This window comes from Sulfobacillus sp. hq2, from assembly GCF_002903155.1.
GTDB lineage: Bacteria > Bacillota > Sulfobacillia > Sulfobacillales > Sulfobacillaceae > Sulfobacillus > Sulfobacillus thermotolerans.
The window spans coordinates 42,556-58,663 of record NZ_NWUL01000031.1 but is presented as its reverse complement, the minus strand read 5'-3'; the positions used below and the strand labels follow the sequence as shown (position 1 = coordinate 58,663).

The following is a 16,108-nucleotide window of genomic DNA, read 5'->3' as shown; positions in this document are numbered from 1 at the left end:
CTCGTACGCTCTTGCCACTACACCAGGAAGGGGCGTCAAATTCATTGCTGCCAACTCTCGTGATTTTTGCCCGTGAATCGGTCGAAGCCAGCATGATTGTTGCGATCATCTTGAGCTATCTGCGACAAATCGGACGCCGTGACCTCACGTTTATGGTATGGACCGGCACCGTTATCGCCTTAGTGAGTGATGCAGCTATCGGCACCTTCGTCTGGGAAAACATCCACCGTTACAGAGGAACACGCTTACAAATCGGGTTCGAAGGCACCACCTATTTTGCCGCAGCCGTGATGCTGACGGCCATGAGTTTTTGGATGAAAAAGCAAAGCCAGCATCTCAAATATCACATACAACACGACGTCGCCCGGTCGCTCACTCGTTCTTCTCGATGGACGCTGGCACTGCTGTCAGGTGTGACGGTCGGTCGAGAAGGCTTGGAAACCACCATTTTCGTGCTGGCCCTCTCGTTTCGAACGGCACCTGCCCAACTCTTGACAGGTGCCGTTCTCGGTATTGCTACGGGCCTTAGCCTTAGTTATTGGATGTACCATTTGGGCCGCCGCATCCCGCTGCGGACATTTTTTAGCATCTTTGGGGTCTTGCTGCTGCTATTTGCGGATGCCTTAATAAGTGACGGGGTTGAAGACTACCAAGCCCTGCACTGGATTCCTTGGGGACGACGCGTGTTGTGGCACAGTGGACGTTACCTACGCGAATCAGGAGCCTTAGGCGACCTGCTTCATACCTTTATCGGATATGCCCAATCTCCCACTCTTCTTCAAGTCGTCTTATATCTCGGCTTATTAGCGCCAGGCATTTACCTCTTTCTAAAGCCATGGGGACACCAAACGGCCAAACCCTAACACCTACACTGGCTGATGCTCCGCAAGCCACTGGCGGGTTGCTTGGATTTGCTCCGTGACCCGCTCCGGTGCCGTCCCCATCGGCTGCAGTCGCTTCGCCACGAGCCTTTCCGGCGTCAACATTCTCAACCATTCAGGCTGAATTTCCGGGGCCACTGTATGCAACCAGTCAGGGTCCGCATCCCCAAAGCCTTTGCCGTGTTTTTCAAGTTCTGTGACCAACATTCCAACTAAATGATGCGCCTCGCGAAACGTCATCCCATTTTGTACCAATATGTCGGCGAGGTCGGTGGCTGCCGTATAGTCCTGGCCAATGCGCCGGGCAATGCGCTCGCGATTGACTTCTAAAGTGTTTAGCATACCCGGCACCACTGTGAGGACTCCGTCCATTGTGTCGACGACATCAAAAACCGCTTCTTTGTCTTCTTGCATATCGGAATCATACGCAAGAGGTAATCCTTTCATGGTCGTCAATAACCCTTGTAACCGTCCAATGACTCGGCCGGCTTTGCCCCGGGTCAATTCCGCCACATCGGGATTGCGTTTTTGCGGCATGATCGAGGACCCGGTAGAATAGGCATCCGAAATCCGCACATATCCAAATTCCACACTGGACCACAATACCAATTCCTCAGCTAATCGGCTCAAATGAACCATCGTAATGGCGGCCCAAGCCAAAAATTCCAGCAAGAAATCACGGTCCGACACGGCGTCTACGGAATTGTCATAGACAGAGGATAACCCCAGCAAAGAAGCCGTTCGCGCGGGGTCTGTCGGATATGGAGTCCCACTTAAGGCACCCGCGCCTAACGGCGACAAGTTGGTCCGTTGCTGCCATTGCTGAAGGCGTTCGAAATCTCTGATGGCCATACTCTTATAGGCCAGCCAATGATGTGAGAGCAAAATCGGCTGCGCCGCTTGCATGTGCGTGTATCCGGGAATAATCACGCCGAAATCTTGTTCCGCACGGTCAGTAAGCGCCTTGATATACGCATAAAGCAACGATTTCAAGCGTTCCGCTACATCAAGCATATATAAGTGCATATCGACAGCGACTTGGTCGTTGCGGCTTCGTGCCGTATGCAGCACGCCGCTTATGGGGCCAATAATTTCCCCCAAGCGACCCTCCACATTCATATGCACGTCTTCCCATTCGACGCGGGGCGTCAGCGTACCTTGCTCCCACTCTTGACGGACCTGTTCTAAGCCTGCGAGAATTTGCTCTTTCGCTTCCTGAGTGACAATGTTCTGTTCTGCCAACATCGTAATGTGCGCCATGGACCCCGCGATATCGTAAGGCAATAGTCGCCAATCAAAAAAAACAGAAGCCGTAAAATGCGCCGCATTGCGGTCCAAGCCTTGAGCCAAGCGAGGACTACGCGCCATATCCTCCATTAATGTCGTCCTCCCCGGCGCATGACCCGTTGGCGAACCGCTAAAGGCAATCCAAAAAGATGAATAAATCCTTCCGCATCATGATGATCGTATTGTCCGCCATCAAATGTTGCCAAGTCTTCCGAGTACAACGAAAACGGAGAGACCGCCGCATGGACCGTGACAGAGCCTTTATACAACATCAATGTGACATTGCCACTCACTACGCGATTGGCTTCATTTACAAACCCCATCAAAGCTTCCCGTAGCGCTGAAAACCACTGTCCATCATAGATTAAACGAGCCATCCGTAAGGCAACGGTTTGAGCAAACAACGCCGTTTCCCGGTCCCACGTGATGCTGGTGAGGCCTTGATGCGCCGCATAAAGAATGGTTCCTCCTGGCGTTTCGTACACCCCGCGCGATTTCATTCCAACCAGTCGATTTTCCACCATTGTGACCCGCCCAATGCCGTGACGTACACCCAGTTCATTCACGGCATTCATTAAGGCTAATCCCTCAAGGGGCTCCCCATCAAGGCCCGCTGGCACCCCTTGGTCAAAGGCTATCGTTACCCATTGCGGAGCATCGGGTGCCTCAACAGGCGATTTTGTCCACGTATAGACATCCTGAGGGGTTGGAACAGCTGGGTTTTCCAGCACCCCACCTTCATGGCTAATATGCCAAAGATTTTGGTCTCGAGAGTAGGGGCTCTCTTTGGTCGCTGTTACGGGAATATTGTGACGTCTGGCGTATTCCATTGCTTCAACGCGCCCAGTAATATCCCATTCGCGCCACGGTGCAATCACCTTCAACGCGGGATCCCACGCCATAACACCAAGCTCGAACCGCACTTGGTCGTTCCCTTTACCCGTAGCCCCATGGGCCACCGCGGACGCCTGATACTCGTGCGCTACCTCCACTAAATATTTAGCGATCAAGGGGCGGGCAATTGCCGTGCCCAAGAGATAGACATGCTCATAGACCGCTTGGGACTTCAGCATGGGAAACAGGTAGTCCGCGACGAACTCTTGACGCAAATCCTTAATCACGACATCTTTTGCCCCCGACGCCAATGCTTTTTGCCGTACCTGATCGAGGTCTTCGCCTTGTCCTAAGTCCGCGCAAAACGCAACCACTTCAACACCATAATGCTCTTTCAACCACGGAATAATGATAGACGTATCGAGTCCTCCCGAATACGCCAAAACCACCGTATCACCGGGATTTACACCTTTAACCACGTTGCCACACTCCTTCGAAGTTTCAGTGCGCCCCTTGACGCCACTGTTCTAACACTGTACTCAAAATATCATAAAACGCCGTAATACCCGCTTCTTCTACCACCAGTGGCGGCAATAGACGAATTACATGAGGTTTGGGCGCATTTAAAATGAGTCCCTGATCCAAAGCCGCCTGCACCAAATCTTTTGCCGGTGCCGTTACCATAAGACCCCACATTAAGCCCCGCCCTCTGTATCCTTCGACAATATCGGGGTATTCGCGCACCAATTGTTGTAGGCGTTGTTCCAACAGCCCGCTAATCCGTTGGATATGGTCTAGCCCGCCCTGTTCGAGCCATTCAATTACGCAGAGCCCCGCCCGTGCTGCTAAGGGATTGCCCCCAAACGTCGTCCCGTGATCGCCAGGAACAAAATATTGCGCTATCTCAGGCTTGGCCAACATCCCTCCAATGGGCACTCCCGAGCCTAAGCCCTTGGCTACCGTAATAATATCTGGCGATACTTTTTCGTGCTGAAACCCAAACCATTGACCCGTTCGGCCCATGCCCGTTTGGACCTCATCCAGCATCAACAAGCAGTCGTATTGCCGGGCAACGGCCGCCGCCTCCGCTAAGTATCCCTCTGGCAACGGCACCACACCGCCTTCACCCTGAATAGACTCTATCATCAAACCGCAGGGATGGTGTTGTTCCATGGCCTGTTTCAAGGCTTCAATATTGCCCGCTTCAACTTCGTAAAAATCCGGGACTAACGGCGCAAATGGCTCTTGATACGCTGCGACAAATGTAGCGGACAAAGAACCCATCGTGCGACCATGAAACCCACCCGTGAGACTTAAAATGGCTTGCTTATTGACCGATTTGCCATACCGGCGCATGAGTTTGATCGCCGCTTCATTGGCTTCTGTACCACTATTCGACCACAAAGAGAGGTAGCCACCTGTTATCTCCGCCATTTTATTGCTCAACGCAATGCCCTCGGCGGTCCAGAAGAGATTCGACGTATGAATCAAAGCCGCACTATCCGCCAAGACTTTTTGCATTGCCGGATGGTTGTAGCCTAATGAATTGACGCCAATGCCCGCTAAAAAGTCCCAGAAATGACGTCCCTGCACATCATAAACTTCCGCCCCATCACCACGCGTCAATACCACCGGATACCGGTTATATACCGGCATTAAATGATTGCTTGGTATCACAATCTTTACCCTCTTTCTTTACCCCTTGACCACTTCCGTAGCGCCCTGTTCAAAATCGTAATAGGAACCAATCAGCACCGTTTTCACTCCCTGTTTAAGAGCGTCCTGGGCCGCTTGCAATTTAGGAACCATTCCTTGGGTGGCCCGTCCATGAGCTATCCACTGACCAATCTCTAATTCCGAAATCCGCCTCACCAATCCGGCGCTGGGTTCCGGACTCTCCCTAAGCCCCCCACTTTCGGTATAAAACACCAAGACATCCGCCTTCAGCCACCTGGCGAGTGCCGATGCGGCCCCATCTCCGTTACAATTCAAAATTTCATTACCGTCTGACCCTATGGCCAAGGGCGCAATGACGGGCACAAAACCTGCGCGCCACAGTGCTGTCACGACATTGGTCGCGACATAGTCTATGACGCCGACATTGCCCAATTCGGGCGGATGCATACGCGAGGCACGGAAAAGCTGCCCATCGGCACCGCTTAAGCCAACCGCCGCGATGCCGGCATGGTTCATCCGCAGAACTAGTTCCATGTTCACTTCACCTCGCAAAACCCGGACAACATGACGCAAAACGTCCGGAGTCGTGACACGCTGTCCTTGATAGAAAGTCACCGGCACTCCGGCTTCGGTCAGACTATTCGTGATTGCCGGGCCACCTCCATGCACAACGGCCACTTCGTGTCCTTCTTGGACAAAGCGGGAAATCTCTTGAATCCCAGCCGGCTCTGAGTCTGTTGGCTGCAACACGCTACCGCCCAGCTTTACTACAACGCGCAATGTTCCACCCCCATTTAAGTCCGGTAATGGGCGTTAATTTCGACATACTGCTCGGTCAAATCGCATCCCCAAGCTTCGGCAAATCCCGGTCCATTGCCAATGAGGACATCCATGACGACTTCATCGGCCTCTAACTCGTTATGCGCCTGGTCTTCTGCCATGGGCACCGGCAACCCGCCTTCGAGAACCAATACGGTCCCTATCCATAAGGACACTGCGGAGAGATCAAACGGGAGCCCCACGCTCCCCACGGATGCAATGACCCGCCCCCAATTGGGATCGCCTCCATAGACAGCCGCTTTGACTAAATTGGAACGAACTGCCGTGCGCGCCTTTAGGGCCGCATCCTCTTCAGTGGCAGCCCCCCGCACGCGCACGGTAATGAGACGAGTTGCGCCTTCCCCATCATGGGCAATCATCCGAGCGCCTTGGCGCGCCAAATGCGCTAAAGCCTTGCCAAACTGCGCGATGTCCTCTGGTGTTCCTACGTGGACCCCACTTTGTCCGTTCGCTAGAATCACTGCCATGTCATTGGTCGATGGGTCCCCATCGACTGACACCCGCAAAAAGCTCCGAGATACGGCTTGGCGCATTAATTCATCCAAAATGGATTTCTCAATAGCCGCATCTGTAGTGAAAAATGCTAACATGGTCGCCATTTGTGGATGAATCATGCCGGAGCCTTTCGCCATCATTCCGATACGAACAACACCTGAGCTAAGCGTCACGTCGCAGGCCAAAGTTTTCGGTTCTCGGTCGGTTGTAAGGATGGCTTCACTGGCCTTGACTCCGTCGGAATGCTGCTGCTGCCAAGCGTCCACCAACTGGCTCATGCCCTGTTGAACCTGGTCCATCGGCAACGGTACACCAATAACGCCCGTTGACGCCACCGCCACCTGCTCAGACGCTACCCCCAGATGGTCGGCCATATACTGTTGCATCGTATAGGCGTCTTGAAGTCCCCCTTGGCCCGTCACCGCATTCGCATTACCGGCATTGATGATGATCGCTTGACACCAGCCTTTGGCCGCAACTTGTTTTGTAACGGTAATGGGTGCCGCCGCCGCTTGATTGGTGGTAAACAACCCAGAAAACACCGCCGGGACGACTGACCAAAGGCATGCCATATCGTGACGCCCGGCAATCAAGCCTGCGGCCGCCGCATAGGCCTGAAAGCCTTGTGGATAGGTTACTGTCGCATCTTGCCACATCATACCTGAGAGCGGCGGTTCAATGAATTGCTGCATGGTCCTTCTCACTCCAACCCTAAAGTCTGGGGCCACCCCAGCCACTGATTTACATGCTGTACCGCTTGACCCGCGGCACCCTTGCCTAGATTATCCAACGTCACGTATAGCACGGCCATATGCGTACGATTGTCCCATGCCGCTGCCAACTCTGCTCGGTTCGTGCCACGCACGCGCTGTGTTTCAGGCTTTTGTCCCTGGGCTAACACGTCGACAAAAGCATTCCCGTCATAGGCCTTATGCCAACAGTCCACAATATAGTCAAGGGACCAGGAGCAATTCGGAATATATATGCTGAGCTCCATTCCTCGCGCCATTGGCATAAGATGCGGTTGAAACGTCACATAACCGCCAGTTACCGCCTCCATTTCAAATGTATGGCGGTGCTGCCCAGGATTATTGTATGGCGCCACATTTTCTGCCATTTCTCCCATCATGAGGTGCACTTGCGGTTTGCGTCCTGCGCCACTCACGCCAGATTTCCCATCGACAATGACAAGTGGACATGCCAACCCCGCAGCGACCAAAGGGCCAACCGCTAGATAAAATCCGGTCGGATAGCATCCCGGATTGCCAAAGAGAGGGCGGTCTGGTGCATAGGTGATGTCTAATTCATCAGCATATCCTGTTTGAGCCAAGCGCAATAAATCTGGCGCCGGATGAGAGCCATAGGCTGTTTCATAGATACCTTGGTCAACAAAGCGAAAATCTGCGGATAAGTCCATTATCTTAACCCCACGTTCTAGCCACTGCGTGAACAACGGGGTCGCTTGTTTGGCACCTTGACAACTGAAAATGATGTCGAAACTTTCGTATTCTAATTGGTCAGGACTGACAAATATTTTCGGCCCTCCACGCAAAAAGGGAAACAAGCGGTCTGTCGACAAGCCTGCTTCCCTCTCTGACGTCACGGCCACTAAGGAGAGCGTTGGATGACGCATGATAATGCGCACGATCTCTTGCCCTGCATATCCTGTAGCCCCTACCACTGCCGCTCGCATCCCCGGGTCACCTCAGGAATTATTATACGAACGAAAGAATGTTTATACAAGAAGAAATTCCAAGCTCCCTAGCCCTGAGACCCGCCATTTTTCTTGCTAGACTTTTTCTTAATGGTAATATCTCCGGTCGGCTCCAAACGCGCCTCTTGCACTTTTTTTAGAGGAATGTCATTTTTACGCAATTCCATGTTTAAATCGGCCATTGAGACGCGTTCTTTTTTCAGAACATGGGAATCCACTTGCCCGTTTTGTACAATCACGGAAGGATTGCCTTGTGTCAGCTTTTCCAACCAGCGAAAACGTACATTAAGCCATGTTAATGCATACTGCAAAATACCCAGTAACAACGTGATTCCAATCGCATTAATCAGAGGCGTCTGACTGTCCTCCATGCCGATGGCAACCGCCTCACCAATCATAATAATCACGGCAAAATCGAAAGGGCCCATTTTCGCCAACGTCCGCTTTCCCATCATGCGGAAAACCAACAGGGCCACGAGCCATAATAGAGCTGTCCGCCACAATAACGTCAATAACTCTTCCACTAGCTCACTCCTTATCCGATAATATTAGTCGTAGCGTTTACGTGAACGACTCAAGCTATGCAACATTCGACCGGTATTAGCGCCAAACAACGACTGAAGGGTATAATTAAAAAATGATATGGGCTGCTTGTTACGAGAACCTTCAAGGACAAGCACCATCGCCTAAACCAAGGAGGATTTATGGGATTGACCAAGGACGAAGTGCTAAAGCAAGCGGAGGCAATGAACGTCAAGTTCATTCGTCTGCAATTTACTGATATCTTAGGTATCGTAAAAAACGTGGCCATCCCGCTGCATTCATTGTCCTCAGCTCTTGATGGCAAGATTATGTTTGACGGCTCGTCGATTGAAGGGTTTGTGCGGGTTGAAGAATCTGATATGTATTTAGACCCCGATCCGGATACTTTTGCCATTTTCCCATGGACTCCCAAAGAAGCTTTGACCGCTCGGTTAATGTGCGACATTAAGAATCCCGATGGGACGGCTTTTGCTGGCGACCCACGGACCACTTTGAAACGCGTTATTCGTGAAGCAGAGGAAATGGGCTATCAAATTACGGTAGGACCCGAACCCGAATTCTTCCTATTCCAACGGGATGCCGATGGTAAGGCAACCACTCATACTGTTGACCAAGCGGGGTATTTTGATTTATCCCCCGTCGATATGGGCGAAGAGATTCGACGCGAGATTGTACTCGCGTTAGAACAAATGGGCATCATGATTGAAGCCACGCATCACGAGGTATCTCCTGGTCAGCATGAAATCGACCTCCACTATGATGACGCGTTGAAAACGGCCGATAACATTGTCACCTTCCGGTTTGTCGCGCGGACGATTGCCCTACAACACAATTTCCACGCAACGTTTATGCCGAAACCTCTCCAAGGAGTCAACGGGTCTGGCTTGCATTTTCATCAAGCGTTATTTCACGAGGGCAGTAACGCCTTTCAAGACCCCAAACACCCTGATGGCATCAGCAAAGTCGGGTTGCGTTATATTGCAGGACTCATCGAACATGCCAAGGCCTTTACAGCCGTCACAAATCCTTTAGTCAACTCCTATAAGCGCTTAGTGCCGGGATTTGAAGCACCGGTGTATATTGCCTGGTCTATGGGTAACCGCAGTCCCATGATTCGAGTCCCTCAATCACGAGGGCCGGCCACGCGCATTGAACTCCGCTCCCCGGACCCTTCTGGCAACCCGTATTTAGCTTTAGCTTCCACGATAAAAGCAGGACTGGACGGCATTCGTCGTAAACTTGATGCGCCCGCCCCTGTAACACGCAATATCTACCGCATGAACGACTTTGAACGGAAGGAATACGGCATTCAAAATCTCCCTGAAGACCTAGGAGAAGCCTTGGATTATTTTGAACGCGACAGCGTCATGCGCGAAGCCTTGGGTGATCATATTTTCTCACGCTTCTTGGAAGCTAAACGGATTGAATGGGAAGTCTACCGCCAGCAAGTCCATGACTGGGAAGTCGACCAATATCTCACGGTGTATTAGCCCCAAGGGTCCTCGCTCCACTTCGGAACGAGGACCTCTTTACCCCTTGTCCGCCGCACTTTCTTGCTGACCTTCCCCAAGCTGTGCTCGCTTGCGAATCAGTTCAATTTCCGATGCGTCAATAGCCCGCTCAAAGCGCCGGAACCCCGCGAGATGAAACCCGTGCGTTTTCCCCAGTCGGTGAATTTCTTCCACCTTCGGCACTTCAATTTCTGCTCCAATAGTAAAATTCTCTAGGCGGGAAGACAAGGCTAAAATCATCGTCTCCGCCATGCAAGCCTCGACCATTTTGGGAGGAAAGCCAAAATTAAAACCCATGTCCGCTTGATCACCCGGCACTTCAATAACACCACCATCTAACACAAGGACATCGGGACGCGCCTTGGTCACAACCGAAGAAATATTGCGAGGGCGGGCTACATCCGTAATGACCGCTCCGGGCTTTAAATCTTCCGGTTCAATAATAGCCCCAGGCGCCGATGAGACCGCGACCACAATATCTGCATCATGAACCGCCGTGCGGGCATTCGTAGCAGTTTCCACGGACAACTGGGGAAACTGCTGCGCCAAGTCGTAGGCAAGGCGGTCCAACGTCTCTTGATGACGCGCCACAATACGCAATCGACGGATCGATGGCGCCAAAACAAAACACGTCGCCCGCCCAATCGATCCCGTGGCGCCAAGCACTGTAACCTGCGCATCTGGCAGGGTTATCCCCATACGTTCGGCCGCCGCCAATGTACCTTCGACAGCCGTTGCAGTCGTGTAGGAATTCCCCGTCGTGACAGGAATCTGAAGACGCTCCGCCAACGTCACTCCCCGGTCTCCTGCAATCTTTGTGAACGCCCCCAAGCCCAAAATCTCGGCGCCCAAGTCTTCTGCCATTTTTCCAGCCCGTTCCAACTTTTTCAAAACCCAGTCATAAGGAGAATTTAAAATGATTTCGGGCGTGAGGGGCAAGCCAATCAGCCATCCTTCCAATTCTTCACCCGTCAACGAACGAACCCCCGTCACATGACCAGCTAATACTGGGTTCACATGTTTAAATGCCGACTCGACCAATCGTTGGGGAAGATAGCGCGTAAAAGGGTACTTGCGAGCAAAGTCATCAAAACGCAAAGGATGAAGAATAAAGGCAAAACGACGCAACCGGGACACCTCCTGTGCACAGCTATGTGCACATTTTACCATACCTCACAGGCAACCCCAACCCACTCACAACGTTCAGGATACAATGAGTGATTCCATTGAAAAACGCTGTGGCATTGACAGACCACTCTTCGTTTCACGCTACCGTGCGCAAGACTCTTGCCATAGCCCCATCAGCCTCTTATACTACAGGTGTCAAGACAGTTGACAAGGAGGATGCTATGGAAGCATGGTCATGGAATCGATTGGCCCGGTTAGGGCTTGAAGAGGATGTTGGTGCAGGGGATATTACCACTGAGCTCACAATTCCTCCCCACCGGACAGGCCGAGTGCTTGTCAAGAGCCGACAACCGCTAGTGGTCTGCGGCTTACCCATTTTAAAAGCCGTCTACGATCAGCTAAGTCATGATGTGACGATCACGCTTTATAGTCAAGACGGAGAAAACCATCAAACAGGTGCTGTCCTTGCTGAGATTGAAGGGCCTGCTCGGGCTTTGCTCACAGGAGAGCGTACCGCGCTCAATGTTCTGACATGGCTTAGTGGCATTGCAACCGCTACCCAGCTTGCTGTACAAGCTGTGCAAGGTCTTCCGGTCACCATCTTAGATACCAGGAAAACCCGTCCTGGTCAGCGCCTGTGGGAGAAATATGCCGTGCGAACGGGTGGGGGAACGAATCATCGTCAAGGGTTATATGATGCCATTTTAATTAAAGACAATCATATTGCCGCCATGGGCGGTATTACCGCAGCCGTGTCCCACGTGAAACAGCATGCGTCTCACGTTCTCTTTGTAGAAGCCGAAGCCGATATGTTGAGCCAAATTCCCCTGCTACTAGCAGCAGGCGTCGATGGAATTCTTTTAGACAATATGCCTCTCACCATGCTTGCACAAGCAGTCGCGATGATAGACCACCGGGTATTTGTCGAAGCATCAGGGGGTATCGGCCCCGACCAAGTGCGAGCCGTCGCGGAAACAGGGGTGGACGCCGTGTCATTAGGATATCTCACACACTCCGCACCTCACGTTGATATTGGCATGGATTGGGAGGCACTTTCGTGAAGATCTCTGCAGTCATTGTCGGGGCAGGAATTAGTGGTCTGATGACAGCCTTAGAGGTCGCACGCTTTGCGGACGTCGCAGTCTGTGTGCCTCCTCAGGGATGGACCACTAGCAGTACTTACCGAGCACAAGGTGGAATTGCCGTAGCCCTCGGCGCTGATGATTATCCCCACCATCACTACAACGATACCGTACGGGTGGGGCGTGGATTATGTCATGAGGAAGCAGTAGATATTCTAACCAAAAGTGCTCCGACCATTTTGTTGCCCATGATTGAAGCCGGCATATTCGCCATGCGGCAAAGCGGCATTCCGGCATTGGGGCTGGAAGCAGGCCACTCACATCCACGCATTGTACACGCGCCTGGAGGTTTAACAGGGCAGGCTATCGCACATTTTCTTTATGAGCAAGCGCGCCGAAATCCCCGCATCCGCTGGGTTACAGGACGCGCCATACAATTAATTACCAACCAAAACGGTCATTGTCTAGGTGTCTGGGTCCGTCCCCCGTCCGGTCCTCCCTTTCCCTTATGGGCATCTGCAACCGTACTAGCTACCGGCGGGTACGCAGCGCTATGGCACACGACAACAAATCCCGCAACATCAATAGGCCACGGCCACTGGCTGGCGTATCAAGCGGGCGCGGAGTTGGCAGACCTCGAATTTGTGCAGTTTCATCCCACCGTACTCGCTGAAGACGTGCCCCGTGGCAACGCGTTATTGCTGACGGAAGCCCTCCGAGGACTCGGAGCGCATCTCCTAGATCCAGAGGATCGGCGGTTTATGCTCACGCATCCCCAACAAGAGTTGGCACCACGTGATGAAGTCGCTCGGGCTATCTTTCAGCAACCAGCGGCCTACCTCTCGCTAAAACACGTAAACCCAGCGGAAGTGAATCAGCAATTTGGTGAGTTATCTGCCCTCGTCGCTGCTCGTGGATATGAATTATCGTCAGACCGCCTTCCCGTCCACACCGGAGCTCATTATTGCATGGGAGGTATTCGCACCGATGTCTTTGGCCAAACAACCGTCCAAGGGCTGTATGCCGTCGGCGAAGCGGCTCACACGGGAGTCCACGGCGCCAACCGCTTGGCATCCAACTCTCTCTTAGAAGGACTGGTATTCGGACAGCGTGTTGGCTATCACATTACCCACCATCCACGGCCCGCTCCCAAATCCGAGGCCATAAATCTCCATCCTCCGACTACCGCTGTCCTTCGCGATGACGAGGCACTTGATCTCATGGGCCGTTTGCTAGACGAACATCTTGGCGTCATCAGAACAAAACAATCGATCACCCAAGCATTAGCCATACTCGACACCTTAATAAACCAAAATGATCATTGGCTCTTTCGGTTCGCCATGCTTATCGCACGTGCAGCCTACGAACGCACAGAAAGCCGCGGAGCACACTTTCGTGCCGATGCACCCAAGACAGACCCTGAACAACAAGGGCACTTCATTCAACACGTGGAACACGGTCTTCATTTCACAGCTCTAACCCATGTTTAATGAGTTCGAACAGAAAGGATGACATCATGACTCTCATAGACGAGATCGCTGAATTAAAAGAAAAAGAACAGGCAGTGATTTTAGCGCACAACTATGAACCGGGGCCCGTGCAAGACCTCGCCGACTTTGTCGGAGACTCCTTGGCTTTGGCCAGGTGGGCCGCAACAACTCCTGCTCGAATACTGGTGATGGCTGGCGTGTACTTTATGGCGGAAACCGCTTCCATTTTGTGCCCAGACAAAACGGTCCTCATTCCGGACCCGGAAGCCGGCTGTTCACTCGCTGATACCATCACCCCAGAGGAGTTGATGACGTGGAAGGCCAATTATCCCAACGCTGCCGTTGTGTCCTATGTGAATACGTCCGCGGCTATTAAAGCGTTGTCGGATTATTGTTGTACATCCTCGAATGCCGTACAGGTCGTGCAACACATTCCTGCCGAGCAAGATATCCTCTTTTTACCCGATTTTTTCTTAGGCTCCCACGTCAAACGCGTCACAAAACGTCAGAACCTGCACATCTGGCACGGTGAATGCCACGTTCATGCAGCGATTGACAATGAGGCCATGACAGCGGTGGTAGAGAAAAATCCGGATGCCGAACTACTCATCCATCCCGAATGTGGCTGCACGACGCGAGCATTGGCCATTCCTCCCAAAACTCCTGGGTTGGTTCTGTCAACAGATGGGATGTTGCTGCATGCCCGTACATCTGTCGCCTCACAATTTATTGTGGCCACCGAGGTAGGACTCTTGCACCGATTGCGCAAGGAAAATCCGGATAAAACCTTTATTGCTGCCCATGACGACGCGCTTTGTCCATACATGAATAAGATTTCATTGGAAAAGATTCGCGACGCTCTACTTTATCATCGTTATGAAGTACGCGTGCCCTCTCCTATTCGGGACCGAGCCCTTATTCCACTCGAACGTATGGTTCAGATCGCCTAGATCCCAAACGTCTTACCATTCGCATGTTCACATTCCGGGCCGTGGAGGGCCACCCTTTACGGCTCATTGAACAACCTCATCAGGCTGGGAGAACTAATCCCGCCTTCAAATTTATCGATGGTTGCCCCCACATTACGGCAGCATTCACAGGCCCATGGAGGACATCGCCGGGCGTATGGCACGAATCCATGGCACCAGACCCTTTTGCAGCGCATTAATGCCGGCGGTAGCGGCCTTGGTCAGCTGCCCACGCCTCCACCACGCGGCGAACCATACAAAGGAGACCAATTTAGCGGTCAGCACCCACGAGACCCACTGATCAACATGGCCTGAGGCCGGTATTGTGGTCCTTTCGAGATATCGTTCCACGACGTCCTTCACTGTACCTTCATCAGGAAATCCTCCACAAAGGACTGCCAAATCATACGCTGGATGGCTCCACGATGCTTCGGCCCAATCAAACAACACCAGTTGCCCGGTAACCCGCTTCCCCCAATTTGTCGGATTAGGGTCTCCAGAAATAAGGACCGGCTTACCGGTTAATGGAGGCCATGGCATATGGAGAAAATCGACCAATGCAGCGGCATCATCGCCCTCCCAGAGGGACACCGCATCGTCAACGTCTTGGGGCGTCCATGCCACCAAACGTGTAGGTAAAGTCCCCAACATATCAGGCGACTCTTGGCCTAGCGAGTGCAACCGAGCCAAATATTCAATTTGGTTGGATAGCCATGGAATATAAGGAGGCCCGATTATGGTCGGAATTACTTCCATTAGCACCCAAGGCTTTCCCTCCACATCACCTTGGGCATAGACATCCGGAATCCCTAGCCCTTTTCCTCTAACGATCGGCGCGCAGTTCTTATAAAAAACGGCTTCCGGTGCATTGGTGTACTTTAACACCACCTCACCCTGCGGTCCCTGAAACTTCAGAATGCCGGGACCTCCGACGCCCATCATCGGCACCTTCGTCACCGGGCTCCCCGTGATCGCAACAACGTGTGCGCGCACACTTTCATCTAAGTGTAGTACATCCATTTTGAGCCCCACCACTTTTTTCGTCATCCATGGGACCAGCAAGCACATTGGAAGTTACCAGCTTGCTAAGTCCGTTACTAACTATGTCAACGACCGCTAATGAGCTCAGATATTTACATGTGTTAGACTTCAATTTTATAAATTGGACAGGGGCATCCTTTGTTTTATCTATGTTAGCCTCGTTACGTCTTTCAATGGGATCAATCGGTGTTTTCGTCAAGAGTTCTGTCAGACAACAATCTTCCTCACCTTAATAATACACCAGATCTGAAAGATTTCCCTGCTAAAAACCTTCATCATCATATAGTTAATCCTATGTCGGGAAAAAGTTACGGTCCAATGGCCGCCTTCATTTGCCATACTAATGAGCCCAACTGCGTGAGCGTGGAGAAATTGAACTATGCTTCGGTTTCGTACAATATTGCCCTGTTCATCAATAGACAAGCATTCATAGACTGGAGCGGTTTGATTTGTGGAAAAGAAAAAAACGCAATTTCTAAAAGAAATCGCGCTCAAAAGTTTGGTGCGCCCGAAGGGACTTGAACCCCTGCTTCAGGCTTCGGAGGCCTGCGTGATATCCGCTTCACTACGGGCGCAACAGCTTTATTATGATAACACTTTCATGAGGTGCTCGCAAG

At 52.1% G+C, this 16,108-nt stretch carries 14 protein-coding genes and 1 tRNA gene; 5 read left to right on the top strand and 10 right to left on the bottom strand.

All coding sequences use genetic code 11. The features are described 5' to 3' along the window. Window positions 1-44: 44 nt before the first annotated feature. Window positions 45-863: an FTR1 family protein gene (locus tag CO251_RS07160; protein ID WP_146039013.1), complete on the top strand. Its 819-nt coding sequence runs from the start codon at window positions 45-47 to the stop codon at window positions 861-863. 3 nt (window positions 864-866) lie between these two features. Here the strand turns inward: CO251_RS07160 and argH are convergent, their stop codons facing one another. The 7 genes from argH to CO251_RS07125 form a co-directional block, all read right to left on the bottom strand. After that, window positions 867-2,258, bottom strand: a complete 1,392-nt coding sequence (gene argH / locus CO251_RS07155) for an argininosuccinate lyase (protein WP_242968408.1) — start codon at window positions 2,256-2,258, stop codon at window positions 867-869. Next, window positions 2,258-3,481 (bottom strand): argininosuccinate synthase, encoded by a 1,224-nt coding sequence (locus tag CO251_RS07150; protein ID WP_103375118.1) that lies wholly within the window; start codon window positions 3,479-3,481, stop codon window positions 2,258-2,260. Before CO251_RS07150 ends, argH begins: the two co-directional genes overlap by 1 nt. A gap of 22 nt (window positions 3,482-3,503) precedes the next feature. Then, window positions 3,504-4,679 (bottom strand): aspartate aminotransferase family protein, encoded by a 1,176-nt coding sequence (locus tag CO251_RS07145; RefSeq protein ID WP_103375117.1) that lies wholly within the window; start codon window positions 4,677-4,679, stop codon window positions 3,504-3,506. Between the two features lie 18 nt (window positions 4,680-4,697). Further along, window positions 4,698-5,459: an acetylglutamate kinase gene (argB, locus tag CO251_RS07140; protein WP_103375116.1), complete on the bottom strand. Its 762-nt coding sequence runs from the start codon at window positions 5,457-5,459 to the stop codon at window positions 4,698-4,700. A 14-nt stretch (window positions 5,460-5,473) separates the two neighbouring features. Beyond that, window positions 5,474-6,706, bottom strand: coding sequence for a bifunctional glutamate N-acetyltransferase/amino-acid acetyltransferase ArgJ (gene argJ / locus CO251_RS07135; protein WP_242968406.1), 1,233 nt, complete (start codon window positions 6,704-6,706; stop codon window positions 5,474-5,476). 8 nt (window positions 6,707-6,714) lie between these two features. After that, window positions 6,715-7,707, bottom strand: coding sequence for an N-acetyl-gamma-glutamyl-phosphate reductase (gene argC / locus CO251_RS07130; protein WP_103375115.1), 993 nt, complete (start codon window positions 7,705-7,707; stop codon window positions 6,715-6,717). A 68-nt stretch (window positions 7,708-7,775) separates the two neighbouring features. Continuing rightward, window positions 7,776-8,252, bottom strand: coding sequence for a DUF421 domain-containing protein (locus tag CO251_RS07125; RefSeq protein WP_103375114.1), 477 nt, complete (start codon window positions 8,250-8,252; stop codon window positions 7,776-7,778). 180 nt (window positions 8,253-8,432) lie between these two features. Here CO251_RS07125 and glnA point away from each other — a divergent pair, with 180 nt between their 5' ends. Next, the gene (glnA, locus tag CO251_RS07120; protein WP_103375113.1) at window positions 8,433-9,761 is read left to right on the top strand and encodes a type I glutamate--ammonia ligase; all 1,329 of its coding nucleotides are present in this window, start codon (window positions 8,433-8,435) and stop codon (window positions 9,759-9,761) included. Between the two features lie 39 nt (window positions 9,762-9,800). Here the strand turns inward: glnA and CO251_RS07115 are convergent, their stop codons facing one another. Then, entirely contained in the window at window positions 9,801-10,910 is a 1,110-nt protein-coding gene (locus CO251_RS07115; protein WP_103375112.1) for a shikimate dehydrogenase, read from the bottom strand. Between the two features lie 221 nt (window positions 10,911-11,131). Here CO251_RS07115 and nadC point away from each other — a divergent pair, with 221 nt between their 5' ends. Genes nadC through nadA form a run of 3 tightly spaced genes read left to right on the top strand, consistent with a single transcriptional unit; the run spans window position 11,132 to window position 14,432 of the window. Beyond that, window positions 11,132-11,971 carry a carboxylating nicotinate-nucleotide diphosphorylase gene (nadC, locus tag CO251_RS07110; RefSeq protein ID WP_103375111.1) on the top strand — a complete coding sequence of 280 codons (840 nt, stop codon included), beginning with the start codon at window positions 11,132-11,134 and terminating at the stop codon, window positions 11,969-11,971. After that, on the top strand, window positions 11,968-13,482 hold the full coding sequence (locus tag CO251_RS07105; protein WP_103375110.1) for an L-aspartate oxidase: 1,515 nt from the start codon (window positions 11,968-11,970) through the stop codon (window positions 13,480-13,482). Before nadC ends, CO251_RS07105 begins: the two co-directional genes overlap by 4 nt. Beyond that, entirely contained in the window at window positions 13,482-14,432 is a 951-nt protein-coding gene (nadA, locus tag CO251_RS07100; protein ID WP_304465936.1) for a quinolinate synthase NadA, read from the top strand. The genes CO251_RS07105 and nadA overlap by 1 nt, the downstream gene beginning before the upstream one ends. Window positions 14,433-14,576: 144 nt before the next feature. On the opposite strand, the gene CO251_RS07095 is transcribed toward nadA, so the two are convergent. Both CO251_RS07095 and CO251_RS07090 read right to left on the bottom strand, forming a co-directional pair. Further along, window positions 14,577-15,470 (bottom strand): aminoglycoside phosphotransferase family protein, encoded by an 894-nt coding sequence (locus tag CO251_RS07095; protein WP_158246224.1) that lies wholly within the window; start codon window positions 15,468-15,470, stop codon window positions 14,577-14,579. A 521-nt stretch (window positions 15,471-15,991) separates the two neighbouring features. Next, window positions 15,992-16,066, bottom strand: a tRNA-Arg gene (locus CO251_RS07090). Window positions 16,067-16,108 lie beyond the last annotated feature (42 nt).